Genomic DNA, 26,855 nt, shown 5'->3' on the forward strand with positions numbered 1-26,855 from the left:
TTTACTTCAAGTCTTACATTCTACTAGTTTAAGAAATCCTGCCTAGCCTAATCTGGCTATCTCGGTAACGGTTTTCTGAAGACTCTGGTCATACGCCTTCAGCACACGCTGGTTCAATTCAAAGGAACGGTATGTATTCATCATTTCTGTCATAACTTGAGCCGGGTCTACATTGGAACGTTCAAGAAAACCCTGTCTTATTGAAAAATTGACCTCTCCGCCTGCACGTGCATCCGCTAGTGGCGCGGCGTCTTCTCCAGGCGAGAATAGACCACTTCCGACTTTTTCTAAGCTAAAGGAATCTGGACTGTAGGATAGGCCTAGCTGTGCAGTGACACCTGCTGCGATCAGAGTGCCATTTTCCCTAACGTCAAACTCCATGCCGTCCGTTTGGATCGGGTTGCCGGCATCATCGAGCACATAATAACCTTGAGTCGTCGTCAGGAAACCCTCACCATCAACGGTGAAATTACCGTTTCTCGTATAACGCAGATTGCCTGCTTCATCCTGCACATTAAAAAATAGGGAGCCGTTCTCGTCTGGTAAATTGCCATTTAAGAGAGCCAGGTCTGTTTGGATCCCTGTCTCCCTTAAATCGCCCTGAGAGAATTTCGGTACTGTTTCCTGCATGTACACACCGGTATGAAGAGAGCCGATTGATTTCTCGGTTGGAAGAGTCAGTCCTCCATTACGTGTCGGAACGGTAGTTTGGTTCATTTGCTGAATTAATAATTCAGGAAAAGCACGCATCGTTCCCTGATCTGCTTTATAACCTGGTGTATAAGCGTTGGCCAAGTTGTTCGACAATGTTTCCTGCATGCGCTGGTTTGCCATCATTCCCGAGGCTGCTGTATAAAATCCTCTCAACAAGACGATCTCTCCCTTACTAAAAGTTCCTTAGCTGATTTTATGACGAGTCACTTTGTCTATGTTTTCCAGCATGATTCCTGTCCCTTTGGCTACACAGTCCATAGGATCTTCTGCGACAAAAACAGGAACTTTAAGCTCTTCTGCCAGCAGCTGATCAATGCCATGCACTAAGGCACCGCCGCCAGTCATGATGACACCTCTGTCAATAATGTCTGCTGACAGTTCTGGCGGTGTGCGCTCAAGGACTTGCTTCGCGGCCTGTACGATGGTCTGGACAGATTCGCGGAGGGAGGCCTCGATCTCTTCGGAATTCACCGTGATCGTACGCGGCAGTCCAGTCATCATATCACGACCGCGAATTTCGATTTCTTCCTTGCGTGCCCCTTTAAATACGGTCGCCACACTTATTTTAATCGTTTCAGCAGTCCGTTCGCCGATTAACAGCTTGTAATGTTTCTTAATGTAACTCAAAATGTCCTGGTCGAATTTGTCCCCCGCCATTTTAATGGAGGAAGCGGTCACGATATCCCCCATGGAAATAACAGCAACATCTGTCGTACCCCCGCCGATGTCCACGACCATATTCCCGCTCGGCTGGAATATGTCCATGCCAGCGCCAATTGCCGCGACTTTTGGCTCTTCTTCAAGGTAAATCTTTTTACCGCCGGATTTTTCCGCTGCTTCTTTAATTGCTTTTTGCTCGACTTTCGTAATATTGGTCGGGCAGCAAATCAACATCCGAGGCTTGGATAAAAAGCCGCGCACGTTTGTTTTTTGAATAAAATGCTTGAGCATCGCTTCTGTGACATCAAAGTCAGCGATGACCCCGTCTTTCAATGGGCGAATCGCCTCGATGTTTCCTGGTGTGCGTCCCACCATTCGACGAGCTTCTTCTCCCACTTCAAGAACCTTGCCAGTATTTCTGTCCATCGCTACAACAGAGGGCTCATTTAACACAATGCCCTTCCCTTTTACATGAATAAGTACGTTCGCTGTTCCTAAGTCTATTCCGATATCTCTTGCAAACATCTTCGGTTGTTCCTCCCTATTTCTAAAAAACCTATTCGGTCCAAATTTCATTAAACATAAGCATATCTAATTCTATATTCTATCACAAAGTTACATAATTCGTCGCATTTCTCATGAAAAAAGTTCCATAACCATGAAGGATGATATAGGCGGGAGGTTGGATACACGTCTAGTGGGTTGGTTCTGCAGGTGCATCTTCGATAATGGTACGATATTTCATTCGTGTCGCTTCTCCTCCACGAAGATGCCTGATATCCTTATGATGATCGAGAATCAGCTTAACTTGTTTGGCTAAATCCGCATTAATTTCGGGCAGACGCTCAGTCAAGTCTTTGTGTACCGTGCTTTTCGACACTCCAAATTCTTTCGCAATCACTCTTACCGTCTTCTTCGTTTCGACAATATACTCCCCAATCTTGATCGTCCGTTCTTTGATGTAGTCATGCACATCACTCGCCTCCTGTGATTGACTATCCAAGGGGTCGCTTCTCGAGACAAGTTTAGAGTTAGTGGGCGTTCTTCAGTGGTGTAAGTATTTCTCTAGTTGTGGCACCCTGGATGCTACCGACTGCTCGGTTATCCTCATTGTATTACTCGAACTTCTCAGATATGTCAAAAGGCGGGGGAGCATCCTTTTTTATTTCTTCAAACATGGGCGAGTGAATTGTTGCTGCCTGTACGGAACTTCATGATAAAGAATACACAGAATGGAACGTTGTTAGACATAAAAAAATGGAGGTTTTGAAAAAACCCCCATTTTTGCTTAAGCGTTTGTAGTTGCAGCAGATGAAGAGCTGTCTTCTCCTGGTGCTGGCTCTTCTTCCTCACCAGTTGGTGCTTCTTCTGAAGGAGTTCCACCCTCTTCAGTTGGAGTTTCGCCTTCAGTTGGCGCATCCCCTTCGGTTGGAGTTTCACCCTCAGTCGGGGCATCCCCTTCAGTTGGAGTCTCTCCTTCTTCTGGAGCTGGCTGCATTTGACCTTCACTATCAGAAGATTGGTCCGGCTCGATCTCAGTATCTGGATCTTCTACATTCGCTGACGGCTGATTCTGTTTTTCAGCAGGATCAGTTGTTGACTGCTCCTCTTCACCAGAAGCATCTCCGCCTTCTTCAGTGCTAGCCTTTTCTTCTTTAGCTTCTATTTTGCTTACTGCTTTTCCGAAGAAATCCTCCGGGTTCAGTGGCTCACCATCTTTTCTTACTTCAAAGTGTACATGGACACCATCTGCTTTGCCAAAAGAATTCTGACCAGCTTGTCCAATCACATCACCTTGTTTCACTTCAGAACCTGCTTCTACCTTCACTTCAGATAGACTAGCATAAACGGTTGATACTTTATCGTCATGACTGATTTGAACGACGTTTCCATAGAGTGGATCCTCTTTCACCTCAGTAACAGTACCTGATAGAGATGCTGTTACATCAAAAGTTTCTCCATTCGCTTTTGCTAAATCGATTCCTTCACTCTGATAATACTTATTGTTGTAAAGTACCAGTGCACTTTCTTGCGCTTCTTTTGATGCATCATAATCAAAGAACTTTGTTACGACAGTTGTTTGCTGCTCGCTGGCAACAGGCATTTGCAAATTCTCTTCCTGACCGGTAACGGGAACGGATTCTTGATCTTGTACGTCGACATCGTCTTGTACACCTGTTTGATTTTGATCCTTCATCTGTTCGGCTACGTCACTTGAGCTTTGCTGGAACCAAAACACCCCTACAAGTACCAAAGCTGCTACGGTAAGATACAATGCTGGATAGATCCACTTCTTGCGCATTAAGCGTTTAAACTTTAATTTAGTCACGCTTTTCTTTCCTTCCTCTCTCATGTTCATCACCTCAAAAATCATTCTGATCACTTTTAAGGGAATCTATACATGAAGAGGAAAATTTTTGTTAAGAAAAGCGGAAAGGGGCGTTTAGACACGAAAGAGGAAGTTCGAATAAGAACGGCTTCAAGGAAGTTCGGTTAAAACTGGCACGTCCTGTGCCAACACCGAACTACCCCACATCCTGTGGGGCATGTGCCAATGTCGAACGACCCTACGTCGTATAGGGCCTGTACCAAATTCGAACTGACCCGCGTCCTGTGGGGCCCTTTTTCAGAAAGCAAAGGAGCGGCTGCATTCTCTGTACGCCGCTCCTTTGCTGAACTTATTGGACCTTTCAAACCATATAATGCCCTAGCGAAGCATGATAACTCCCTGTCTCAAAACTATAACGACCTATCTCAAAACTATTCCTCCCTAACGCAAGAACATTCCGACCTAACGCGGTAACATTCGTCCCTAACGCCAAGACACTCCTCAAGCAAAACTCGCCCTCAAATAAGAAGAACGCTCTCTTAATTTACTGTCTGCTTAGCAGTCGTGATCGCAGCCGTCTGCTTGCTCATCGGGGAGATTTCAGTGTTTTGATAGTAATGGTGGATGATTTCCTTGTAATTCTTACCAGCCTTGGCCATTCCGTTAGCCCCATATTGACTCATCCCCACTCCGTGACCGTACCCTTGAGTAGTGAAGATCACGTGATTATTCTTTACTTCCATCGTAAAATCACTAGATTGCAAGTTAAAGGCCTCACGAATTTGCCGGCCTGAGAAGGTTTCACTGCCAATCGTGATTTGATCGACACGGCCACCTTCAGTTTTGGTTAGTTCCATATTGGAAAGGGTCGGCACGATATCTACACCTAAGGAGGACTCCAACCCGCTGACGGTAACAATTTTTTGATCGTTAAACTTCGGTGATGCTTTATCCCATGGGCTTGCTACACTCTTTAAATAAGGGATCTCATTTTTCCAATAGTCCTCGGAATTTTCTGTATAACCGTTGCTTGTGGAGAAAAATGCTGCTTCAATCGGCTGCTGTTTATAAGTGATGATTTCTCCAGCTGTTTCCTTTACAGCTCGATTAATTTTACTTATGTTTTCTTTATAATTCTCTCCCCATAAATCACGAAGCTCCTGATCACTTTTATACACTTGGTGCTGGACGGTATCTGTCACATCTGCGTTCTCTGATACAGGTTCCCCCTGCGCGAGATGCCGGGTGATGTACGTTCGTGCAGCAAGGGCCTGTGCTTTTAGAGCCTCAAGTTCGAAGCTTGCCGGCATTTCAGAGGCTACCACCCGTGATACGTATGTTTCTAAAGGAACTTCTTCGACTTCTTTCGTCTTACTCCTCAGTACGTGAATACTAAATGGAGATAGACTGGCTGGCAGCTCTGTCACGGATTCATCTGCAGCGGATGGAGCTTGTGTTTCTTCGACTGTTGCTGTGTCGTTTGAGCCTGTGAATGGCACCACAATCAGTGTGGGGATCAAGAGGATCCCTAAAAAAATACTGCTTATTACCATGATGCCAATGCGATTCCTTCTTTTCATATCTCGTCCTCCTGAACCAATAGTAGACCCTCTACTAAAATGTATCCACGTAAGTCAGATGATAGAACTAAAAAAGCAATCCCCACGTCAGAAATTTGACAGGGAATTGCTTGATGAGTAAGTGATTAAGAGAAAATTATAAAGTCGATATTGATTCGCTTGGCTCAATCTCTTCCATATAGGATTCTTCTTCGTTAATACGTTCAATATTAGCACCGAGCTGGGCAAGTTTTTCAGTAAAGTCCACATACCCGCGATCTAAGTGTTTCAGTTCAGTTACACGTGTATATCCGTCCGCTACAAGACCTGCTAAGATCAGAGCAGCTCCGGCTCTTAAGTCCGTTGCCTGCACTTCAGCACCTTGTAGTTTAGATGGACCCTCTACAATGACACTACGGCCTTCGATCTTCATCTTCGCATTCATACGGCGGAATTCCTCCACATGCATAAAGCGGTTCTCAAAGACCGTTTCGGTAATGACACTGGTTCCTGTTGCATTAACCATCAGTGCCATCATTTGTGACTGCATATCTGTTGGGAAGCCTGGATGCGGCATCGTTTTAATGTCCGTTGCCTTAAGCTTCTCTGGACCAATGACTCGCAGACCATCATCTTCTTCCTCAATGGTCACACCCATTTCTTCCATTTTTGAAATAACTGAACGTAAGTGTTCCTGCATCGCTCCTTGTACGAGCACATTTCCTCCCGTAATCGCAGCGGCTACCATAAAGGTTCCAGCCTCTACTCGGTCGGGAATAATCGTGTGTGTCGCGCCAAACAGCTTATCGACTCCCTCAATTCGGATTGTCTCTGTACCTGCGCCGACAATGCGCGCTCCCATTTTGTTCAAGAAGTTAGCAAGGTCAACGATTTCAGGTTCTTTTGCACAATTCTCAAGAATTGTTTTTCCTTCGGCTAGTGCAGCAGCCATCATGATATTCTCTGTAGCTCCTACGCTAGGTACGTCCAAGTAAATCTTAGCTCCTCGTAGACGCCCGTTTACATGTGCCTCAATGGACCCATTTCCAACGGTAACCTCTGCCCCCATTGCTTCGAAACCTTTAAGGTGTTGATCAAGCGGACGTGAACCGATTGCACAGCCTCCAGGTAGAGCGACCTTCGCATGGCCATAGCGGGCCAATAGTGGTCCCAGAACGAGTACGGAAGCTCTCATTTTGCGAACATATTCTATCGGAGCTTCGGTTGTCAGTTCATCTGAAGCGTCTATAGTCACTGTGCGACCTTTCATATCTACATCTGCGTTCATATGTCTAATGACTTCATTAATAGTATAAACATCCGCTAAAGCAGGGACGTCGTGCAAAACACTTTTTCCTTCACTTGCAATTATACTTGCTGCGATGACAGGCAGTACGGCATTCTTTGCACCTTCAGCTCTTACAGTGCCTTTAAGCTGCCTTCCACCACGGACGATGATTTTTTCCAAGGTTCATTCTCCTCCGCGTCCATATTCATTATTATTAATATTCAGCAGTTATGATAGGTGTGCCAATTGTAACGATTGTTCGACCGCCCAATGTTCGCGTCGCGAATTGGACATTCATCGCCCCATTCGGTAATGGGATGGCTTGGTTCCACCTTGATGTGTAGCCGGATCTGCTAGTCCAGCTTTGTTCGGTAGCTGCTTCGATCGTTGTTATATTGAATGCTTTTTTGAATTTCTGATAGATTAAAACATCATCAATAATACCACCATCTTCAGCTTTAAGACAAGTGTATAAAGTGACATTTTCTGAAAAAAACCGCTTCTGAATCTGGTTGATTTGCTGCATGATTTTCTTAGTCGTTAATGTCTGTGTACCCCCGGTAGTAAGTGAGTAAACCAATTCTGAAGAAATGGTCTCATCTCTTGGGGTAATCACTGTAAAATGTTCGATAAAATCAGAACTTTTTTGACCGTTTGTAAAAGTTTTTTTACGAGCCAGATTGGTTTCTTCTTCTATTACTTGGCCCTCGGAAACATAAGCCTTTATTTGCTGGATGACTTGTTCTGCGTCGTCTGTGTTGATGGATTCTTTAAGGACAACCTTATATTCAGTAACGTGAAGCTGTTCACCCTCAGCAAATGCCGCCAACTCTAGTAACGGTGAAATATCCGTCTGCTCTCCAGCCGTTTCCTGCGGGTGAACACCTGATAACAATGTTAAGGTTAGTAAACCAGCCCATAAAATTTTCATATGTAATTCCTCCCCCTCGTAATACTACAAGTGTGAACAGGGAGAGTGAGTTTCATACGATACATTTCATGACACGTTCTGACATTAAAATAAATACACCAAACTATTCGACCAGTTGATAAGATCCAAGAAGAAGTTACTAACTGATGTAGCAATGGCAATCGTGATCAGTATCATTAAGACTCTGATTTCGAAGATACGTCCTTTTCTAAAAAACGCATCTAGATTTACTGCCTGCAGGACCTTCCAGGTGATGATAATGAAGATAATATGAGAGGTCATGCTGAGGAGTGCATCTTGTAGTAGAATTTGATCCATTCGTCGAACACCTCACTGACGGATCTACCGATTTTGCACACATATTAAACAATTACATGAGATAGATAGTTTGTCAATAAGTTAGGGTTTATTCGTCATGATCCCTGTGAACATTGTGTGAACACCTATATAAAGGCAGTCCAATCGACGAGGTTCGAACTTTTACATAAGCATGGAAGAATGTCGCAACAAGATCTGTCAAAATGATTATTACCTCAGACAGAAGAAAGTATTTCCCGGGGAATAATGACAAAAAAGATGAATAATTTCCTCCTAGACCATGCTTACTAAAGTCGAAATCAACCGCACCTGCCGATAACCTCCATTCTTGTCGAGGATGAGTCTTTTTGCAATAAAAAACTGCTTTCGTAATGAAAGCAGTTTTTTAGAAGTTATTGTCGTGCACATCTAAACGGTTAATGGCTCGTTTGAGTGACAGTTCAGCTCTTCTCATATCAATATCGGATTGTTTCTCAGCCATCCGCTGCTCTGCGCGCTCTTTGGCTTTGCGGGCACGATCGATATCGATGTCGGAAGGTCTCTCAGCAGATTGTGCCAGAATCGTTACTTTATCCGGGCGGACTTCAAGGAAACCGCCGCTTACAGCAATTCGATCTGATTGTCCATTCCCTTTGAGACGAACAGCGCTGATGGTTAAGGGAGCGACCATTGGAATGTGGCCAGGCATAATACCAAGCTCCCCGCTTTCCGCCTTACAGCTAACCATGTCATATGCGTCTTCTAGTATCGGGCCATCAGGAGTGACAACACTCACCGTTAGTGTTTTCATAGCTATTCCTCCTTAGGCAGATCATAAGTGCCCGGGCATCAGGCGCGGCAATGATTCCCCAGCGCCTGAATGACACTTTAAAATGATATGCTTATTGCATTTGTTTAGCTTTTTCGACGACTTCTTCAATGCGACCGACTAGACGGAAGGCATCTTCAGGAATATCATCATGCTTGCCATCAAGAATCTCTCTAAATCCTTTTACCGTTTCAGCTACAGGGACGTATGAACCCTTCTGTCCTGTAAACTGCTCGGCAACGTGGAAGTTTTGAGATAGGAAGAATTGTACACGGCGTGCACGTGACACTGTTAGTTTATCTTCATCTGATAGTTCATCCATACCAAGGATCGCAATAATATCTTGTAATTCTTTATAACGCTGCAGAGTCTGTTGAACTTCACGAGCTACTTCGTAATGATCGTTCCCTACAACTTCAGGGTCAAGGGCACGTGAAGTCGAAGCTAATGGATCCACGGCTGGGTAGATTCCTTGCTCAGAAAGTTTACGCTCAAGGTTCGTTGTGGCATCAAGGTGGGCGAACGTTGTCGCTGGCGCTGGGTCTGTGTAGTCATCGGCAGGCACGTAAATGGCCTGGATTGATGTAACAGAACCTTTGTCCGTTGATGTGATACGTTCTTGCAGTTGACCCATCTCTGTTGCCAGCGTTGGCTGGTAACCAACGGCTGATGGCATACGGCCAAGCAAAGCTGATACTTCAAGTCCGCCTTGAGTGAAACGGAAAATGTTATCGATGAAGAACAGTACGTCCTGTCCTTGCTCATCACGGAAGTATTCAGCCATTGTCAGACCTGTCAGGGCAACACGCATACGTGCACCAGGCGGTTCGTTCATTTGACCGAACACCATGGCTGTTTTTGCAATTACACCTGAATCTTTCATTTCGTAGTACAAGTCGTTTCCTTCACGTGTACGCTCCCCAACACCTGCGAATACGGAAATACCACCGTGTTCTTGGGCAATGTTGTTAATGAGCTCCTGGATTAAAACGGTTTTACCTACTCCGGCACCACCGAACAAACCGATTTTACCACCTTTTACGTAAGGGGCAAGCAAGTCTACAACTTTAATTCCAGTTTCAAGAATTTCGGTTTCAGTTGCCAGATTTTCAAAGGTTGGCGCCTGACGGTGAATTGGGTCACGGCGAACATCGCTAGGAAGCGGTTCGTCGAGGTCAATTTTTTCACCTAATACGCTGAATACGCGTCCTAGGGTCACATCCCCTACAGGAACAGCGATCGGACCGCCTGTATCAGTAACCGGTGTTCCACGCTGCACACCTTCTGTGGAAGACATGGCAACAGTACGTACAGTGTTGTCCCCCAAGTGAAGGGCAACTTCTAGTGTAAGGGCGACGTTTTCTGATTCTACCACCACGGCGTTGTTAATTTCAGGAAGTTGACCTTCGCCAAACGTTACGTCAACTACGGGTCCCATAATTTGGGTTACGCGTCCTTTACTCATCGATTTCCCTCCTAACTTACTATTCAAAAAATCCACAGATCTCTATTCGAGGGCGGCGGCACCGCCGACAATTTCAGTGATCTCCTGGGTAATGGCTGCTTGACGGGCACGGTTGTAAGAAAGTGAAAGGTCGCCAATAAGATCATCGGCATTGTCCGTTGCACTCTTCATCGCTGTCATTCGGGCAGCGTGCTCACTCGCTTTTCCATCTAGCAATGCACCATAAATTAAGCTTTCAGCATATTGAGGCAGCAGGACTTCCAGAATTTCTTCCTGGCTCGGCTCATACTCATAGGAGCTTGATGCCGCTGCTTTGCCTTGCTCACCTAAATTTGTCAATGGCAGTACTTTTTTCTCTGTTACTTCTTGGGTAATCGCACTGACATAATGGTTGTAATACATATATAACTGGTCAATTTTACCATCTGTATAAAGCTGGACGGTTTCTGATGTGATTGTGCTAATATCAGCAAAATCAGGCTGATCAGATATTCCGGTCACTTCATTATCAATCGGCATATTACGTTTTCGGAAAAAGTCACGACCGACACGGCCAAGCGTAATCAAGGTGTACTCGTCAGCAGACGTATGATTCTGTTTGATCTCCTGGTACACTTTGCGCAGAACACTACTATTGTAGGCTCCAGCTAAGCCTCGGTCTGAAGTGATGACTATATATCCTGTTCGCTTCACTTCGCGTGCTTCAAGCATGGGGTGCTTTATTGTACCTCCGCCGGCAGCAATGCCTGTTACGACTTCCTGAATTTTTTCACTATAAGGAACGAAAGATCGCGCATTTTGTTCGGCTCGGTTAAGCTTGGAAGCAGAAACCATCTCCATTGCTTTCGTAATTTGCTTTGTTTTCTTCGTTGAATTAATTCGACCTTTAATATCTCTAAGGGATGCCACGTTGTTTCACCACCCTTTCTAGTGTCAAGCTGTAACAGCTCTCCGGAAACTTCAGTTATCCCTTTGCTGCAGCTAACTTGTGGTGCTGCATGGAGGCTTTTGTAAGCTTATCTAGTTACGATTCTATTAATTAGAAACGACGAAAGTCTTTTTAAATTCCTGAACGGCTCCGTTCATGTCATCCTCATCAGCCAGTTTTCCTGTTTGACGGATTTCTTGAAGCAGTTCTTTACGGTTGTTATCTAACCAAGTGTGGAATTCAGACTCGAAACGAGTAATATCCTCAACAGGAATGTCGTCTAAATGCCCTCTTGTCAGAGCAAAAATGATCATAACTTGTTTTTCAACAGCTAGAGGCTGGTGAAGTCCCTGCTTCAGTACTTCTACTGTACGGGCACCACGATTAAGCTTAGCTTGTGTTGATTTATCAAGGTCAGAACCGAATTGAGCAAAGGCCTCCAGCTCACGGAAGGACGCTAAGTCAAGACGAAGTGTACCGGCTACCTTCTTCATGGCTTTGATCTGGGCAGAACCACCTACACGAGATACAGAAAGTCCGGCGTTGATGGCTGGACGTACACCTGAGAAGAATAGGTCGGACTGCAAGAAGATCTGACCGTCGGTAATTGAGATTACGTTTGTTGGAATATAAGCTGAGATGTCGCCGGCTTGCGTTTCAACGAATGGCAGTGCTGTTAGAGAACCGCCGCCTTTCGCATCACTCAGTTTAGCGGCACGCTCAAGCAGACGGGAGTGTAAGTAGAATACATCCCCTGGGAAGGCTTCACGGCCCGGCGGACGACGAAGCAGCAAGGAAAGCTCACGGTAAGCGGCTGCCTGCTTAGAAAGGTCATCGTAAACGACAAGAACGTTTTTACCGTTGTACATGAATTCTTCACCAAGTGTTACCCCTGCATATGGCGCTAAGTATAGCAGCGGTGCAGGCTGGGACGCACTTGCTGTAACAACGATCGTGTAATCAAGCGCTCCGTGACGGCGCAGTGTTTCAACGGTACCGCGGACGGTTGATTCCTTTTGACCGATGGCTACATAAATACAGATCATATCCTGGTCATGCTGGTTCAAGATCGAGTCAACTGCAACAGATGTTTTACCTGTTTGACGGTCCCCGATAATTAACTCACGCTGACCACGGCCGATCGGAACAAGCGCATCAATCGCCTTGATTCCTGTTTGAAGCGGCTCATCAACTGATTTACGATCCATTACTCCTGGTGCAGGAGATTCAATCGGACGTGTTGAAGTTGTTTCAATCGGTCCACGGCCATCGACTGGCTGTCCAAGCGGGTTTACGACGCGTCCAAGCATTTCTTCCCCAACTGGAATTTGCATGATGCGTCCCGTACGACGAACTTCATCGCCTTCTTTAATATCTGTAAATGGTCCCAGAATGACAAGACCAACATTACTTTCTTCCAAGTTCTGTGCCAATCCCATGACACCATTAGAAAATTCAACGAGTTCTCCGGCCATGACGTTGTCAAGACCATGAGCACGTGCGATACCGTCACCTACTTCGATAACTGTACCTACGTCGTTAACTTCAATATCTGATTCGTAGTTTTCAATTTGCTGCTTAATCAGCGCACTGATTTCTTCAGCTTTGATGCTCATGCCATTTCACCCCTATCATCTTTTATACTTTCGAGACTAGCTCACGTTCCATACGACTTAGTTTTCCTCTGACCGATCCGTCAAAAATACGGTTGCCGACACGAAGGCGAATACCGCCAAGCAGAGAGGTTTCTACTACATTCGTAAGGTTTAATGAGCGCTTGTCGACTTTTGGTGCAAATGTCTTAGAGATTCGCTTGATTTCACGCTCTGAAAGTGGACGCACAGAATAAACGGTTGCGTCTGCGATCCCATTTGCTTCATTCATTTGTAAAATGAAGTGATCGACCACTGGGAGGATAACCTCTTCTCTATGCCTGTCGATTAACAGCATAAGTGTATGAAGAATCTCCTTCGATACATCCTTAAAGGAATCATTGATCAACTGCTTCTTCTGATCAACCGTCACACGCGGGTGCTTCAAAAATGTAATGATATTTCTATTGCTGCGAAAAACTTCTTTGATCGCACGTAATTCTGTATCAAATGTCTCTAACTTTGATCGTTCTGAACCGAGTTGAAAAAGAGCGGTGGCATAACGCTTAGCAACGATCGTTTCACTCATCGCTCTTCTCCTGCCTCGTCAATGTATTGATTGATTAGTGCTTCTTGATCTTTTTCAGATAGTTCTTTTTCAATCACTTTCGATGCGATCATAACAGACATAGAAGCCACTTGATCTTTAAGTGTTTGAACAGCTTTATCACGCTCTTGCTCAATTTCCTGGCGAGCAGAAATCTTGAGGCGGTCTGCTTCTTTACGAGCAGATTCGATAATATCGCGTTCTTGTGCTCCAGCTGTCTTACGTGCATCTTCAATTATACTTTGCGCGTCTTCACGCGTTTTTTTCAACTCTTCAGAAGCTTGTCGCTGCATTTCGATCGCTTCCTGGTGGTTCTTTTCAGCAGAATCTATTTCATTTGAAATATAATCTTCACGTTCTTTCATCATGTTCATGAACGGTCCCCAGGCGAATTTTCCTAATAGCGCAAGCAACACTAGGAAAAGAATCAGCTGAACGAGCATATCACCAACGTTCAGGCCACTGGCACCTAGGACGAATAATCCTGTAAAAGTTTGCACATTGCTCACTCCTTTCAAGCACGAATCCGTAATGGGCTATACATGACAAAAACCAGGGCTTAAAGATATTTAAGTCCAAGTTTTCATTTCGGTAATAATGGGTATATACATTTTAGCTGGTGTAAAGGAAAGGCGAAGTCTGTCTTACGGTACTTCGCCATCTCTCTATGAACGTTACCTAGTTATTGTCCCATTACGATAAATGCAATAACAACACCGATGATTGGAAGTGCCTCAACTAGTGCAACACCAATGAACATAGTTGTTTGAAGAACGCTGCGCAATTCTGGCTGGCGAGCAATCCCCTCTACTGTTCTACCTACGATTAAACCGTTACCAATACCTGCACCTACTGCTGCAAGACCTACTGCAATTGCCGCTGCAATCAGACCCATGTTAAATTCCTCCTCATATATTTTAATAGATATTTTTTATTAATGGTCAGAACTCACCTTGTGAGACATATAAACCATTGTCAACATTGTGAAAATAAATGCTTGGATAAAGCCTATAAATGTACTGAACGCTTGCCATGCAAGCAATGGTAAGAATCCACCTAGGAATCCTAAGATACTTGTAGACGCTATTCCTGCTAGAAGTCCAAGTAAAATCTCCCCTGCGTAAATGTTTCCATACAGTCGAAGACCCAGCGTCAATGTATTCGCAAACTCCTCAATAATCTTGAAAGGCAATAAGAACGGAAGCGGACGGGTAAAGTCTTTTCCGTATTCTTTGGCTCCCTTGAGCTTCACACCATAATAGTGAGTGAGTACCACTACCATAACAGCTAATGTCATTGTGATCCCTGGGTCAGATGTTGGTGATTTCCACCACAGAGTATGATGCGGTGCCCACATGGTCACAACCCCTAACATATTGGAAACGAAGATGTATGTGAAGAGAGTTAATCCTAGTGGAAGGAACATTCTCCCTACTTGCCAATCCATGTTAGAACCTATAATGCCTTTAATAAAATCGATAAGCCACTCCATGAAGTTCTGAAACCCTTTAGGTCTGCGTTGTAAACCTCGTGTCGCTGCTACACATACAATGAACACTATTGTGGAAGCTATGACCATCATCAGAACGTTTGATAAGTTGAAGTCCAGCCATGAGATTCCAAAAGCGTCATTCCACATCGGTGCTTCGTGATTCAATCTGTTCACCTCTCTTCCATCATGCTATTCTGTTGACTTGTTAAACAGGTAATCTATAAAAATGACAAAGTAGGCTGTCATTAAGCCCAATACTACCGAAACTAAATGGAAATGTTCTTCAAATTGAAGGACGATGACTGCGGCTAAAGCGCCGGTCGCCAATCGCGTTAATGTGCCAATGCCTCTGGATGGCTTTTCACCTTTTGCAGATGTCTCACCAAGCTTGGTGATTTTCTTCTGCATCAGCCAGAGGTTGAAGAAACTTAGAATGCTTCCTAATAGAAGCCCGAGGAAAATTGGTTGCCAAGGTGTAAATCCCCACCCTAGAACAAGTAAAGCTAGAAGGTAGAACATCCATTTTCGCTGACGGGTTATCATGTGTTGAAATTCCAAAATGCATCGTCTCCCGTGTACCCTTGTACTAAAATGAATCGTTCGTATGTACCTGTACTCTAGCCATTGGCAGTGCGAACTAGATATAGTGGTACAATGGAAGATTGTTCCCTACCCTTTCCACGAACCACCAGCGATCTGATCCCAGCTAGCCAGAGAAAGCAGTAACATGGTCACCCCATGAATCTGCCCTATGTGAAAGGATTCATTGCGACAATTTTCGCCGTAAACACATAGCAAAAAATTCAATGATCCCATGGATGAAAACCTTATCATTCCACACTATGTAAGAATACAATAGGGGTTATATGATGTCAATGAGTTTGGGGGCAAAAGAACAATTATGTGACACGATTTGATCACATTCTTGTCACAATTTAAACAACACTATACCCTACACAAAAAAAACACCCTTTTCACAGGTGTTTTTTTGTGTCATGGGAAAATATCCTTTTATTTCCACCTCAGGTCATCCATTTTTTGGATGACCTGAGGTGGAATATAATGGGAACGCTAGTTGTTATTCTTTGTTTTCCAGGTAGACTGGGAAGGGGTAGCTGTAGGTTTGTTTGTCTTTTGTAACTGTGACGACTGCGATATATGGGCCGGACAGGGCTTCTTTCAAACCGCGATCGATCTCTCCTTCGATCATACCAGCTTCCGTTTCCTCTCGTGTAAATAATGTACCTCGGTGCAGCATCGTGCCCGCCCGGTACAAATCAACACTGATTTGATCGACAGTTTCCGTCAAGTAGAAACGATAGGACAAATCTCCCTGCGTCTGCCAGTCTTTGTACAACTCAAAACCTGACACTTTTTCATAATCCGCCCTCTCCATCATGAATAAATAAGGCAATTGATACGTGTGACTATCACTTTTCATCGTAATGTATCCCTGATGTACGCCTTTCCCTACGAAAGCCTTCGATACACTGAGCTCGATAGGGATTTCTGCCTTCTCACCAGGCGCCAATTCAATCGTCTCAGGCATCGACCAAGTTACCCCTGTGGGACTGTCGGGCAGTGGAACAGAAATCGTTTGAGTCTTCTCCCCTTTATTGTGCACCGTAATCTTCACTTTTTCCCGAAAGAACGAATCTTCTATCCGGCCAAAGTAAAGTCCCCCTGGTTCAATCCACAAGTCGGGCTGGATAGCCGCTTCGGTATCAATGACCCCCGTACCCTGTGCAGTGGGCGGGTACGGCTGACCGGGCTGCTCCGTCAACAAGTCAGCCGTCGTCATCATCGATCGCTTGATCTGTGCAGGACTCCAATCCGGATGAGCTTCAATCATAAGCGCTGCAACTCCCGCGACGTGTGGAGCGGCCATGCTCGTCCCTTGCAGCGGTTGATAGCCTCCTGGTACTGTACTGATAATATTGACACCAGGAGCAAGAATGTCTGGTTTGACAATCCAGTTCGTCGTCACCGGCCCTCGTGAGCTGAATGGAGCTATTCCATAGTCGACCTTCACCTTGGTGGTCTCAAGCCACTGATCTCCTTTTACACCGTGCTCCATCAGCCACTTTCCATCTTTTCCTGACACAGCTGCCACCGGAATCGGAACCTCACCAGTTAGCGCCCCTTGAAACATCCCCGGCTGATTGTTGTAAATGATCAAACCAACAGCACCCTGCTCATACGCCATTTGTGCCATTTCCGTAAACGGCACTACCCCACGCTCCATCACGACAATTTTTCCAGTAGCCTGGGGTACAGCCGTTTCTCCAGAACCTCCATCGATTAACGGATATTTTTTAGAAAAATTCCAGGGTACAGACCCCTGCATCAATTGGACATTAATCTTTCGATCGAGTCCCGGCAAAGTGAGGACAGGCCGGGTTGTCGGAAGCGAGGACGCTCCAACTGTAATCGCCTTTGAGGACGTACCCGGCGATCCTACCGTCCACGTATCAGGGCCAGCATTACCCGCCGCAACCACAACGGTCGTCCCCAGTTCCACCGCTTTATTGACCGCTTTCGTCGTCGGCCAGTCCGGTCCATTTACCGTGTTCCCGAGCGAGAGGTTAATTACATCCATCCCATCCTCTACCGCTTGTTCAATGGCAGCAATCACCTGCACCGATGACCCTGTCCCTCCAGGACCAAGCGCTCGATACGCATAAAGCTCTGCTTCTGGCGCAACACCTTTCATATCCCCATTAGCTGCAATGATGCCAGCCACGTGGGTTCCGTGCATCGTCGCCCCAAAACCTCCCATCGTTTCCATTGGGTCCTGATCAAAATCGACAACGTCAAATCCACCGCGGTAGCTTGCCGTTAAATCCGGGTGAGTATAATCGATTCCTGTATCAATGACGCCAACTTTCACCCCTTCTCCGGTGTAGGAAGTCTCCTCTCTGACCACTTCCGTTGTTAAAAGCGGCTGATCCTTCTTCGCCAATGATTCAATCTTTCCATTATTTACTGCGCTGTATGTCCGTACAGGATACTGATTGACAATAGAATCAAGGCGGGCAAGCTTCTCAAGTTCTTCTGCCTCTCCCTTGATAGCTACCCCTTGAAAAATAGTGTCATACGTTGCGACTACTTCAAGAAGCGGGAGCCTCGACTGTATCTGACTCGCAAATGCTTTCGGTGATTCTTCTAGTTCAACTATAATTGTGGTTTCCTCTGACGGTTCAGGCTGATCAAACAGGGCAGGCTGTGTAGGACGCTGACCTGGCTGACTGAATCCAGCCGTCACAAGTGCTGTGAGGAGTACGAGTGCAGAAATCTTACGCATGCAGAAGCTCCTTTTTCCATAGTTTGTGATGAATGGAAGCGGCTATGCATGCAGTTATTTTTTACAATTAGGTTTTTACCTGATTGGAAGCATCGTTCAAAAGGATTCTCCCCGAATGACCCGGAATTCTACCCTAACTCTTCCTTGTTCGGCCCAGTGAAGGAAAGGTTCGGCCCAAAACCCAACCGATTCGGCCTTTGACAGCCGGGGTTCTCCCCTTGAAAGCTGAAGTTCGCCCTTTAACAGCTCGGATTCTGACCTAACGCCATCCAACCAACCCACCTATAATAAAAGGGATCAAGTCCAGTGAACAGACTTGATCCCTCTAGTTTATTGTGTTTCAAATCGAGCAGGTTTATCTTCACGCTGCTTGAAAAAGTAGCGGATCGCTTCAGCAATGCGGGCGGACGCTTGCCCATCCCCATACGGATTTGAAGCTTGCGCCATCGCTTCATGCTTATTCGTATCTGACAGAAGTTCGTTGGCCAAATTAAAAATGTAATCCTCATCTGTACCTGCGAGCTTCAGTGTCCCCGCTTCAATGCCTTCCGGGCGCTCTGTTGTGTCGCGCAAAACGAGCACAGGCACACCAAGAGATGGTGCTTCCTCCTGCACCCCGCCGGAATCGGTCAAAATCAGATGAGCTCTTGAAGCAAAATTGTGAAAATCAATCACATCCAGCGGCTTGATCAGCTTAATGCGCTCATCATTGCCTAAAATGTGATCAGCGGTTTCCTGCACCACCGGATTGAGGTGCACAGGATAAACTACCTGTACATCGTCGTGGGTTTCCACTAATCTCTTAATCGCGCGGAACATTTGCTCCATGTTGCTACCAAGGTTTTCACGGCGATGGGCCGTCATCAGAACGAGTCGTTTGTCACCTAACTGATCGAGCACTTCGTGAGTATACTCATGATCCACTGTCGTATTCAATGCATCAATAGCCGTATTCCCCGTCACAAAAATATGATCTTCCGGCTTGTTCTCAGCCAGCAAATTGTCCCGGGATTTATCCGTCGGAGCAAAATGAAGATCTGCCATGACTCCGGTCAGCTGGCGGTTCATCTCTTCCGGAAATGGCGAATATTTATTCCACGTCCTCAAGCCTGCTTCCACATGCCCGACCGGAATTTGATTGTAATAAGCGGCAAGCGAGGCAGCAAACGTTGTCGTCGTATCGCCATGAACAAGCACAACATCCGGCTCCGTTTTCTTCATGACGTCGTCAAGCCCCTCAAGCGCTCGTGCTGTGACAGCTGTCAGCGTTTGACGATCCTTCATAATGTTTAAATCGTAATCGGGTTCAATGCTGAAAATATTCAACACTTGGTCAAGCATCTGTCTGTGCTGAGCTGTTACCGTGACGATAGGCTCAAATTGCTCTGACCTTTTTTTTAATTCTAAAACGAGCGGCGCCATTTTGATCGCTTCAGGGCGCGTCCCGAAAATCGTCATCACTTTAATGCGGTTAGACATCGAGGGGCCTCCTTACTTCGTGCCGAACAGGCGGTCGCCGGCGTCACCTAAGCCTGGTTCGATGTAGCCTTTTTCATTTAACCGTTCGTCCATCGCTGCCAGATAAATATCAACGTCAGGATGTGCTTCTTGCACCGCTTCTACGCCTTCAGGAGCGGCTACAAGACACATGAGGCGGATTTGACGGGCACCGCGTTTCTTCAGTGACTGGATCGCTTCATTGGCTGACCCGCCTGTAGCAAGCATCGGATCGATGACGATCAATTCACGTTCTTCGATATCACTTGGAAGTTTGACATAGTATTCCACGGGCTGCAGTGTTTCCGGATCGCGGTAAAGACCGACGTGTCCCACTTTCGCAGCTGGAATCAGTTTAATAATTCCATCAACCATGCCGAGACCGGCGCGCAGGATCGGTACTAGACCAATTTTTTTGCCTGTCAGCACTTGAGCTTTAGCGTTATTGACTACCGGGGTATCAATTTTTACATCCTCAAGCGGTAAATCACGAGTGATTTCAAATGCCATCAGCGCGGCGACTTCGTCCACTAATTGGCGAAAATCCTTCGTTCCTGTTTCATTTTTTCTTATGTACGTCAACTTGTGTTGAATTAATGGATGGTCCAATACGTATACATTTCCCATTGCCAGTCACTCCTTCTCATAGTTTGCATCTGTTAAATTGTACTGAAAATATATCGAACAAGCAAGCAGCGAAAAGCGGAGGTGCCCTGAATCACTAAATGAAGTTCGGTTAAGAACGGCCATCAGGGAAGTTCGGCTAAAACCGGGTAAAGCGGAAGTTCGGCTAAAACCGAAACGTCTTGTTTCAACGCCGAACTACCCCACGTCCTGTGGGGCAAAAAAAACCACCAGCCCCTCGGACTAGTGGTTTTCTCATTTAAGAAGTCGTAAGCAATGAAGGATAAAGCGGGAAGCGAGACGTCAGCTTCTGAACACTTTCAGCAACTTCCTTCAATTTCGCTTCATCCTCATGATGTTTCAGCGTTGTGGCAATCTGCTCAGCCACTTCTTCCATTTCTTTCTCTTTAAAGCCACGGCTTGTTACAGCGGCAGTACCGATACGGATTCCGCTCGTAACAAATGGGCTTTCCGGATCAAATGGAATGGTATTTTTATTAGTCGTAATGCCGACTTCATCAAGCGCCTTCTCGGCTACTTTTCCTGTCAATTCAAGGTTCTGCAAGTCAAGCAGCAATAGGTGATTATCTGTTCCGTCAGATACGAGACGAATACCATGCTTCTTAAGCGATTCGCCCAGCTGTTTAGCATTGGCGATAATTTGGCGGGAATATTGTTTGAATTCCGGTTGCAACGCTTCCTTAAAGGAGACAGCTTTGGATGCAATCACATGCATAAGCGGGCCGCCTTGCATACCCGGGAATACGGATTTATCAATTTTCTTTGCAAATTCTTCTTCACAAAAGATCATGCCGCCACGTGGACCGCGCAATGTCTTGTGAGTCGTTGTCGTAACAAATTGAGCGTGTGGAATTGGATTTGGATGCAATCCTGATGCAACTAATCCTGCGATGTGAGCCATATCAACGAGCAGATACGCCCCTACTTCATCAGCAATCTCACGGAATTTGGCAAAATCAATTTCACGCGGATAGGCACTTGCCCCGGCAACAATCAGCTTTGGCTTTACCTCTTTCGCTTTGGCCAAAACAGCATCGTAATCAATTTGTTCGTTATCCTGATCGACGCCATATTCTTCAAAATCATACAGTGTACCACTAAAGTTCACAGGGCTGCCGTGAGTCAAGTGACCGCCATGGTTCAAGTTCATGCCAAGCACTTTATCTCCAGGCTTAAGAACCGTAAAGTAAACGGCCATGTTCGCTTGAGCACCAGAATGCGGCTGAACATTCACATGATCCGCTCCAAATAGTTCTTTAGCGCGGTCTCTGGCTAGATTCTCGACCACGTCTACGTGCTCACAGCCGCCATAATAACGACGGCCTGGATAACCTTCTGCGTACTTGTTTGTTAACACCGAGCCCATGGCCTCCATAACGGCTTCTGAGACGAAGTTTTCTGAGGCAATCAGCTCAATATTGTTTTCCTGACGATCTTTTTCATCTTTAATTGCTGCGAATAGTTCTGCATCAGTTGATTTAACATGTTCCATGATCGAATTCCCCTCTCGAATTACTTTTCAAGTTCGTAAACCGCTCTGCAGCCGCCGATGAGTGGCGGACGTGTGCAGGCAACCGTGACATGTGCGTGTCCAATTGAATTCTGGTCAAGGCGAAGCGGTACAGCGACTCGCTTCAAATGCATGCCTATTAACGTGTCTCCGATGTCAACACCTGCATCGGCTTCAACCGCTTCTACTAAAACAGGATCGTTCATATGTTTGAAAGCATAGGACGCCATTGAACCGCCCGCTTCCGCAACAGGTACAGCGGAAACTTCCTGGCAGCGACGATCCTTCTGCACGGAACGTTCGATAACAAGTGAACGATTTAAATGTTCACAACATTGAAACGCTAGATCGATCCCTTTCTGTTCTGTGAGCTTATGCCATTCATTATACACCACTTCGGCAATGGCTTCACTACCGGAAGTCCCAATTCTTTCGCCAGCTATTTCACTTGTTGAGCAGCCAACGACGAGAAGACTACCTTTTTTTATGTGTCCGCTCTCGAGTAGTTGTCGGACAACGGTAGATACCTCTTGTTGAATCGTTTGAATTTCAGTCATAGGCTCATCTCCTTTAGTTAAGAAGCAATGGTTCATGTTATGAAAAAGAAAGATTGCCTCTTTTTCTGTACAGCCATTCTATCATACTTTTCAAAAATCTTCGGTGGGTATGTAGGCCTAAAAGGAGGGAGAAGCCTCTGAAAGAGCTCCCATGCGTTCAATTAGCCGAAAGGACGTTATTACGCTTTTCCTTCATATTCGGTAATTTTTCCTACACGATTATCGTGACGGCCGCCTTCATAATCCGTCTCAAGCCATGTGCGGGCAATTTCTTTCGCTAAACCCGGTCCAATGACACGCTCGCCCATGCAAAGCATGTTCGAATTATTATGTTCACGCGTAGCTTTTGCCGTAAACAGATCATGTACAAGGGCAGCACGTATTCCCTTCACTTTATTTGCAGAGATGGACATGCCGATGCCTGTCCCGCAAATCAAAATGCCTTTATCGAATTCACCGCTCGCTACTCGCTCTGCGGCTGGAATCGCATAATCGGGATAGTCTACGGATGTTTCACAATCGCAGCCCATATCCTCGAATTCAATATGTAATTCATCAAGTACGTCTGCTACTTCGCGGCGTAAGTTTACCCCGCCATGGTCGGATGCTAGAATCACTTTCATTTTGCTGCCACTCTCCTCATTACTTGTTTTGTTTCGTATAACCTTTAGGTTGCTCACAAGCTGCCAAACCCTCTCCAGTCAGGTTAAACAAACGTTTGATTAATGCTCTTTCAGCTTCTCCACCAGCAGATCAATGTGCCTGTTTAGCTCATCTCTGGTTTCTCTGTACACTTTGACATTTTTTCCAAAAGGATCGGTTATATTCAAGTTCGGAATATCACTTTCAAGCTGCTGAATCCTTTCGATTTCATCGGCCAGTTCTTCCCTCAGCTGGGTCTCTATTTCAGCTTCTGTCAAGTTGTCCTGCAGATTGCTTAGAATCCATGATCGTTTTTCCTCAAAAGTGGTGTAAAGTTCCTTCAGATCCTGCCATTGTGCCTCATCGATCAGGACATATTCCTTTAATGTGAAGAACTTCGTATGGTCTTCTGGATACTGAAGAGCTAAGGTCTGCTTATGTTTGTCTGTCATCGTTAACACAAGGTCAGACCAATCAATGATCTCCTGGGTGATTGGTGTTGAGGAATGGTTGAAGGATAATCCAACTTCACTGAGCACATGCTCTGACCCTTCCGACAACGGCTGCCCTGAACCTGCAAAAATACCAGCCGAGCGAACTTCCACATCATTGTATTTAAACCTTAAAAGAGCCTCAGCCATTGGACTGCGGCATGTGTTCCCTGTACATACAAATAATAGATTCATCGTGGTACACTCCTCACTTGAGGCTTTTTATCTATCATACCATATCTATTTCGCAAAAAAATAGTTTAGAAAATTGCATAAAGGCCAAGCGCGCACAATATGCTTCCCCCTAATAGTTCACTGTAGGTGCCAAGCAGACCGCTTGCCCTTCTTCCCAGCACAAAACCAGCCCATGTCATGACAGCGCTGACCACCCCAAAGGAAAGCACAGAAACGATGATCGCTGTCTGGTGAAGACCAAGGCTAAACCCGACAGGAAAGCTGTCTATGCTAACACTAATTGCAAAAATCCATAATCCGGCGCCAACGAGGGAATGGGCAGCAGAACGTTTTTCTGCAAATGATGCAAAAATAGTATAACAGCCAAGTCCGAATAACAAGAATCCTCCTGCCACAGCAGCCCACGTACTGGCATTGGATGATAACCAGGCACCCAAAATGATTCCAAGACCTGGCATAAACATATGAAATAACCCGACAACAATTCCAGCAAAAAAAGCATGCTTAAGCCTTACCGCCTGCATCCCCATTCCGAGAGATACAGAGAAAGCATCCATACCAAGCGCAAATGACAGCAATACTAATGAAGCAGCTTGTTCGATCATTTGAGAAAGCCCCCCTCCGGACATGCTATGCAGGGCTTTCAGCTTGTATGTCAGTTACTGGATAACTTTTTGGACAGCCGCTTTTGACAAACGATTCATGACAGCAGCGCCTACTCCATGGTCTGGAAAAACTTCACATAAGATAACATCAACGTCCGCTTTTTTAAATTGCCGCAGTGCACCATAAAGATTCCCGGCCACTTCGTCCAAGTTTTCTCTTGAGCCACAGCGTAGAATTTGTGAATGGTCCAGCTCGTCCGCCAATTCATGACTTGCCATCACACCAACGCGTTTATCCACAGCCTGCAGCTGGTTAATTTGATCTTGAAAAAATGAACCATCCCCTTCAACAAGCCAAAGCGGTGCCTCTGGAGCATAGTGGGTATATTTCATGCCGGGTGATTTCGGCTTAGACCCTTGAGCAGCTAAAGCCGGATCCACAATCACATCAGGGATCAATGGCTGCAAATCTTCTTTTGTTACCCCACCTGGCCGAAGAATCATCGGGATCTCAGCTGTGCAATCGAGCACTGTGGATTCAAGCCCGACTCCCGTTGGTCCCCCATCAACAATACCGGCGATTCGCCCGTCGAGGTCCTGTGCCACATGAACCGCTTCGGTTGGGCTCGGTCTTCCTGAACGATTGGCACTAGGGGCCGCTAAAGGAGTGCCGGCAGCTTTTAAAATACTTAACGCCACAGGGTGGTCAGGCATGCGGATGCCAACCGTCGGCAGTCCAGCCGTGACATTTTCAGCAGCTGCATCATTGCTCGGCAGGATCAATGTTAATGGACCCGGCCAAAACTGTTCGATCAACTGACGGGCAATAGGCGGAATTTCAGTAACAAGTTTTTCTACCTGTGATTGGTCGGCCACATGAACGATTAACGGATTATCGGCCGGGCGTCCTTTTGCATCAAAAATCCGTTGAACAGCGGTGGCATTCGTAGCATCTCCTCCGAGACCATACACCGTTTCGGTCGGGAAAGCCACAACCTGTTGCTGCTTGAGCAGCTCAGCAGCCTCTATAATGGCCTCATCATCTTCTGATACATGTGTGGATAGCTTCCAATGTTGTGTTGATTTATTCATGTCTGGTGCTCCTTTTATCCCTCTGGAAAAGTATAAGTTGTGTATAAATAGTTCGTGTTCAGCGTTTGCAGCCTGTTTCAGCTGGGTAATTATATACTAACATTATGAATAATTCAGTAGTTATTCGCAAATCCAGACACTACTAACAGGTTATCCTCAACTTATCAACAAACTTATCCACATATTCACCGCTTTCACGTGATATTTCTTCATATGTCCATAAAATTATTCACAACATATCCACAGTAATTAATTAAATTGTGAATAAATTGTGCACTTATTCACATTAATTGTTGATAACATCATATGTCCACAAGCTTTGCTGCTCATCTTTACATACAAATTGTTGATGAGTGAGTAATCTGTTCAAGTCGTCAGAATGACTTTCCACCTGAAGTTCTCGAATGCCTTCCTCTTTCGCGTAGCTCTGAATCAACTCAAACACGTATAATACCCCTGCTTTGGAGACGTCCCCCGAAACCTGAAGCTGGCGCAGCTTTTTCACACCCTGCTTTTGTTCCGCCAAAATAAACGACCCCATCTCTTCATTATCCCTCTTAATCAGATATCCACATTCTCCATTATGCTTGAGTGCTAATTTTTCAATATACACAACAAATCCCCCTTTTCTAGTACGTGTACAAAAGACGGCCGTAATGGACACCTTTCTAGTACTCTATGAGAAAAAGTGGAAAATATGCTAGGAGACGATTTTATTCCAAAGTTTTACGAGAAAGAATTCCACTTCCTGCTTCTCAGGCTCAGCTGTTTCTTTTGATGTTTCTTCCTGTTTCTGATCCGCTTCTTTCTCTTCAGCGTGAGCTACGGTTGCTCCATTGGAGAAATCCAGAAAACAAAGTGGCGGGAACAACACACACCACCAGTTGTCGCCCTCTCCTTCACCAAGCGTGATCAGAATTGCTTCATATTCACCTGCCGGATAAATGTAGGAGCCGTAAAGCTTTGTCGGAAACTCCACCTGCTTGCCATATTCCACTTGATAGCGCTGTGTCATCTCTGACTGTTCAATCGTTTCTTTTACAATCGTATCTATTTCCTGAAGTCGGGATTGAATCAAGGCTCGCGCCGCATCAATCGAAGTCAGATCCTCTACCCAGGTCGTAATTTCCGCGTTGACTGCATCACGAACGTCACGCTTTAACTCCTGGGCTTTTTCTTCATTACTATCTGCCAGAATCCGAAGCCGAATCGCTTCGTCAGGAATCACTTTATATGAAGAGCTTGAGGAAGCACTACTCATGTCTCCCCAAGGTAGAATTGATAGACTCAGTAAAACGGCTGTTGCAGCCAGAATTATTTTTCTCATAAAAAATCCCTCCCTGTTACTGGCTAGTATGGGCAGGGAGGAAATCTTTTAAACCTCGAAATCTATTAAAAAAGTTTAAGCATAATAGGTTCTGAATTTCCGATCCTCGATTTAGAGGAACCCTTCAAAAGGGAGGAAGGAAATCGTTCCCTAAAAAAGGCCATTGTCCTCTAATGCGGAGGGATTGTTCCATAATAGCAAAGATCGTTCCTGTTCTCCTCAGGATTGTTCCTTAACACCAAGTATCGTTCCTGTTCTCCTCAGGATTGTTCCTTAACGCCAAGTATCGTTCCTGTTCT

At 45.5% G+C, this 26,855-nt stretch carries 28 protein-coding genes; all 28 read right to left on the minus strand.

Annotation, left to right across the window (positions count from 1 at the left end; translation table 11 throughout):
• Nucleotides 1–42 precede the first annotated feature (42 nt).
• The gene (locus G6R08_RS07530; RefSeq protein WP_163527419.1) at nt 43–870 is read right to left on the minus strand and encodes a flagellar hook-basal body protein; all 828 of its coding nucleotides are present in this window, start codon (nt 868–870) and stop codon (nt 43–45) included.
• 27 nt (nt 871–897) lie between these two features.
• Nucleotides 898–1,899 carry a rod shape-determining protein gene (mreB, locus tag G6R08_RS07535; RefSeq protein ID WP_163527420.1) on the minus strand — a complete coding sequence of 334 codons (1,002 nt, stop codon included), beginning with the start codon at nt 1,897–1,899 and terminating at the stop codon, nt 898–900.
• Nucleotides 1,900–2,068: 169 nt separating this feature from the next.
• Entirely contained in the window at nt 2,069–2,347 is a 279-nt protein-coding gene (spoIIID, locus tag G6R08_RS07540; protein WP_079528253.1) for a sporulation transcriptional regulator SpoIIID, read from the minus strand.
• A gap of 315 nt (nt 2,348–2,662) precedes the next feature.
• Nucleotides 2,663–3,703 carry a stage II sporulation protein SpoIIQ gene (locus G6R08_RS07545; RefSeq protein WP_240339665.1) on the minus strand — a complete coding sequence of 347 codons (1,041 nt, stop codon included), beginning with the start codon at nt 3,701–3,703 and terminating at the stop codon, nt 2,663–2,665.
• Between the two features lie 539 nt (nt 3,704–4,242).
• On the minus strand, nt 4,243–5,283 hold the full coding sequence (gene spoIID / locus G6R08_RS07550; protein ID WP_163527422.1) for a stage II sporulation protein D: 1,041 nt from the start codon (nt 5,281–5,283) through the stop codon (nt 4,243–4,245).
• 136 nt (nt 5,284–5,419) lie between these two features.
• Nucleotides 5,420–6,730, minus strand: a complete 1,311-nt coding sequence (murA, locus tag G6R08_RS07555; RefSeq protein WP_163527423.1) for a UDP-N-acetylglucosamine 1-carboxyvinyltransferase — start codon at nt 6,728–6,730, stop codon at nt 5,420–5,422.
• Nucleotides 6,731–6,764: 34 nt separating this feature from the next.
• Nucleotides 6,765–7,481 (minus strand): YwmB family TATA-box binding protein, encoded by a 717-nt coding sequence (locus G6R08_RS07560; RefSeq protein ID WP_163527424.1) that lies wholly within the window; start codon nt 7,479–7,481, stop codon nt 6,765–6,767.
• A gap of 84 nt (nt 7,482–7,565) precedes the next feature.
• Nucleotides 7,566–7,799: a DUF1146 family protein gene (locus G6R08_RS07565; RefSeq protein ID WP_163527425.1), complete on the minus strand. Its 234-nt coding sequence runs from the start codon at nt 7,797–7,799 to the stop codon at nt 7,566–7,568.
• Between the two features lie 385 nt (nt 7,800–8,184).
• Complete coding sequence (locus G6R08_RS07570; protein WP_163527426.1) at nt 8,185–8,589, minus strand: F0F1 ATP synthase subunit epsilon; 405 nt, start codon at nt 8,587–8,589, stop codon at nt 8,185–8,187.
• 91 nt (nt 8,590–8,680) lie between these two features.
• Complete coding sequence (gene atpD, locus G6R08_RS07575; protein WP_163527427.1) at nt 8,681–10,072, minus strand: F0F1 ATP synthase subunit beta; 1,392 nt, start codon at nt 10,070–10,072, stop codon at nt 8,681–8,683.
• Nucleotides 10,073–10,114: 42 nt separating this feature from the next.
• On the minus strand, nt 10,115–10,981 hold the full coding sequence (locus G6R08_RS07580) for a F0F1 ATP synthase subunit gamma (protein ID WP_163527428.1): 867 nt from the start codon (nt 10,979–10,981) through the stop codon (nt 10,115–10,117).
• 126 nt (nt 10,982–11,107) lie between these two features.
• Complete coding sequence (gene atpA / locus G6R08_RS07585) at nt 11,108–12,616, minus strand: F0F1 ATP synthase subunit alpha (RefSeq protein ID WP_163527429.1); 1,509 nt, start codon at nt 12,614–12,616, stop codon at nt 11,108–11,110.
• Nucleotides 12,617–12,638: 22 nt separating this feature from the next.
• Nucleotides 12,639–13,181: a F0F1 ATP synthase subunit delta gene (locus G6R08_RS07590; protein WP_163527430.1), complete on the minus strand. Its 543-nt coding sequence runs from the start codon at nt 13,179–13,181 to the stop codon at nt 12,639–12,641.
• Nucleotides 13,178–13,642: a F0F1 ATP synthase subunit B gene (atpF, locus tag G6R08_RS07595; RefSeq protein ID WP_079529135.1), complete on the minus strand. Its 465-nt coding sequence runs from the start codon at nt 13,640–13,642 to the stop codon at nt 13,178–13,180. Before atpF ends, G6R08_RS07590 begins: the two co-directional genes overlap by 4 nt.
• Before the next feature lie 239 nt (nt 13,643–13,881).
• Nucleotides 13,882–14,094 (minus strand): F0F1 ATP synthase subunit C, encoded by a 213-nt coding sequence (gene atpE / locus G6R08_RS07600; protein ID WP_079528275.1) that lies wholly within the window; start codon nt 14,092–14,094, stop codon nt 13,882–13,884.
• A gap of 39 nt (nt 14,095–14,133) precedes the next feature.
• Nucleotides 14,134–14,856: a F0F1 ATP synthase subunit A gene (atpB, locus tag G6R08_RS07605; protein WP_163527431.1), complete on the minus strand. Its 723-nt coding sequence runs from the start codon at nt 14,854–14,856 to the stop codon at nt 14,134–14,136.
• Nucleotides 14,857–14,880: 24 nt separating this feature from the next.
• On the minus strand, nt 14,881–15,252 hold the full coding sequence (locus G6R08_RS07610; RefSeq protein WP_205439462.1) for an ATP synthase subunit I: 372 nt from the start codon (nt 15,250–15,252) through the stop codon (nt 14,881–14,883).
• Between the two features lie 517 nt (nt 15,253–15,769).
• Nucleotides 15,770–17,995: a S8 family serine peptidase gene (locus tag G6R08_RS07615; protein ID WP_163527432.1), complete on the minus strand. Its 2,226-nt coding sequence runs from the start codon at nt 17,993–17,995 to the stop codon at nt 15,770–15,772.
• Nucleotides 17,996–18,325: 330 nt separating this feature from the next.
• Nucleotides 18,326–19,474 (minus strand): non-hydrolyzing UDP-N-acetylglucosamine 2-epimerase, encoded by a 1,149-nt coding sequence (wecB, locus tag G6R08_RS07620; RefSeq protein ID WP_163527433.1) that lies wholly within the window; start codon nt 19,472–19,474, stop codon nt 18,326–18,328.
• Nucleotides 19,475–19,486: 12 nt separating this feature from the next.
• Nucleotides 19,487–20,119: a uracil phosphoribosyltransferase gene (gene upp / locus G6R08_RS07625; RefSeq protein WP_163527434.1), complete on the minus strand. Its 633-nt coding sequence runs from the start codon at nt 20,117–20,119 to the stop codon at nt 19,487–19,489.
• A 256-nt stretch (nt 20,120–20,375) separates the two neighbouring features.
• The gene (locus G6R08_RS07630; protein ID WP_163527435.1) at nt 20,376–21,629 is read right to left on the minus strand and encodes a serine hydroxymethyltransferase; all 1,254 of its coding nucleotides are present in this window, start codon (nt 21,627–21,629) and stop codon (nt 20,376–20,378) included.
• Nucleotides 21,630–21,649: 20 nt separating this feature from the next.
• Complete coding sequence (locus tag G6R08_RS07635; protein WP_240339809.1) at nt 21,650–22,195, minus strand: TIGR01440 family protein; 546 nt, start codon at nt 22,193–22,195, stop codon at nt 21,650–21,652.
• 188 nt (nt 22,196–22,383) lie between these two features.
• Complete coding sequence (rpiB, locus tag G6R08_RS07640) at nt 22,384–22,827, minus strand: ribose 5-phosphate isomerase B (RefSeq protein WP_079528286.1); 444 nt, start codon at nt 22,825–22,827, stop codon at nt 22,384–22,386.
• 99 nt (nt 22,828–22,926) lie between these two features.
• On the minus strand, nt 22,927–23,532 hold the full coding sequence (locus G6R08_RS07645; RefSeq protein WP_163527437.1) for a low molecular weight protein arginine phosphatase: 606 nt from the start codon (nt 23,530–23,532) through the stop codon (nt 22,927–22,929).
• A gap of 65 nt (nt 23,533–23,597) precedes the next feature.
• The gene (locus tag G6R08_RS07650; RefSeq protein WP_240339666.1) at nt 23,598–24,137 is read right to left on the minus strand and encodes a manganese efflux pump MntP; all 540 of its coding nucleotides are present in this window, start codon (nt 24,135–24,137) and stop codon (nt 23,598–23,600) included.
• A 54-nt stretch (nt 24,138–24,191) separates the two neighbouring features.
• Entirely contained in the window at nt 24,192–25,229 is a 1,038-nt protein-coding gene (locus tag G6R08_RS07655) for an L-threonylcarbamoyladenylate synthase (RefSeq protein WP_163527438.1), read from the minus strand.
• 286 nt (nt 25,230–25,515) lie between these two features.
• Nucleotides 25,516–25,842 carry a hypothetical protein gene (locus G6R08_RS07660; RefSeq protein ID WP_163527439.1) on the minus strand — a complete coding sequence of 109 codons (327 nt, stop codon included), beginning with the start codon at nt 25,840–25,842 and terminating at the stop codon, nt 25,516–25,518.
• An 87-nt stretch (nt 25,843–25,929) separates the two neighbouring features.
• Complete coding sequence (spoIIR, locus tag G6R08_RS07665) at nt 25,930–26,556, minus strand: stage II sporulation protein R (protein WP_163527440.1); 627 nt, start codon at nt 26,554–26,556, stop codon at nt 25,930–25,932.
• Between the last annotated feature and the right edge of the window lie 299 nt (nt 26,557–26,855).

This window comes from Halobacillus ihumii (assembly GCF_902726645.1).
Taxonomy (GTDB): domain Bacteria; phylum Bacillota; class Bacilli; order Bacillales; family Halobacillaceae; genus Halobacillus_A; species Halobacillus_A ihumii.

Bases quoted from the DNA above. Each gene is read 5' to 3' on its own strand.
- mreB (WP_163527420.1), bottom strand. From the start codon at position 1,899: ATGTTTGCAAGAGATATCGGAATAGACTTAGGAACAGCGAACGTACTT.
- G6R08_RS07645 (WP_163527437.1), bottom strand. From the start codon at position 23,532: ATGAATCTATTATTTGTATGTACAGGGAACACATGCCGCAGTCCAATG.
- wecB (WP_163527433.1), bottom strand. From the start codon at position 19,474: ATGTCTAACCGCATTAAAGTGATGACGATTTTCGGGACGCGCCCTGAA.
- G6R08_RS07560 (WP_163527424.1), bottom strand. From the start codon at position 7,481: ATGAAAATTTTATGGGCTGGTTTACTAACCTTAACATTGTTATCAGGT.
- G6R08_RS07590 (WP_163527430.1), bottom strand. From the start codon at position 13,181: ATGAGTGAAACGATCGTTGCTAAGCGTTATGCCACCGCTCTTTTTCAA.
- atpF (WP_079529135.1), bottom strand. From the start codon at position 13,642: ATGCTCGTTCAGCTGATTCTTTTCCTAGTGTTGCTTGCGCTATTAGGA.
- G6R08_RS07630 (WP_163527435.1), bottom strand. From the start codon at position 21,629: ATGGAACATGTTAAATCAACTGATGCAGAACTATTCGCAGCAATTAAA.
- spoIIR (WP_163527440.1), bottom strand. From the start codon at position 26,556: ATGAGAAAAATAATTCTGGCTGCAACAGCCGTTTTACTGAGTCTATCA.
- atpA (WP_163527429.1), bottom strand. From the start codon at position 12,616: ATGAGCATCAAAGCTGAAGAAATCAGTGCGCTGATTAAGCAGCAAATT.
- spoIID (WP_163527422.1), bottom strand. From the start codon at position 5,283: ATGAAAAGAAGGAATCGCATTGGCATCATGGTAATAAGCAGTATTTTT.
- atpE (WP_079528275.1), bottom strand. From the start codon at position 14,094: ATGGGTCTGATTGCAGCGGCAATTGCAGTAGGTCTTGCAGCAGTAGGT.
- G6R08_RS07615 (WP_163527432.1), bottom strand. From the start codon at position 17,995: ATGCGTAAGATTTCTGCACTCGTACTCCTCACAGCACTTGTGACGGCT.
- G6R08_RS07655 (WP_163527438.1), bottom strand. From the start codon at position 25,229: ATGAATAAATCAACACAACATTGGAAGCTATCCACACATGTATCAGAA.
- upp (WP_163527434.1), bottom strand. From the start codon at position 20,119: ATGGGAAATGTATACGTATTGGACCATCCATTAATTCAACACAAGTTG.
- G6R08_RS07565 (WP_163527425.1), bottom strand. From the start codon at position 7,799: ATGGATCAAATTCTACTACAAGATGCACTCCTCAGCATGACCTCTCAT.
- G6R08_RS07570 (WP_163527426.1), bottom strand. From the start codon at position 8,589: ATGAAAACACTAACGGTGAGTGTTGTCACTCCTGATGGCCCGATACTA.
- rpiB (WP_079528286.1), bottom strand. From the start codon at position 22,827: ATGAAAGTGATTCTAGCATCCGACCATGGCGGGGTAAACTTACGCCGC.
- atpD (WP_163527427.1), bottom strand. From the start codon at position 10,072: ATGAGTAAAGGACGCGTAACCCAAATTATGGGACCCGTAGTTGACGTA.
- G6R08_RS07650 (WP_240339666.1), bottom strand. From the start codon at position 24,137: ATGATCGAACAAGCTGCTTCATTAGTATTGCTGTCATTTGCGCTTGGT.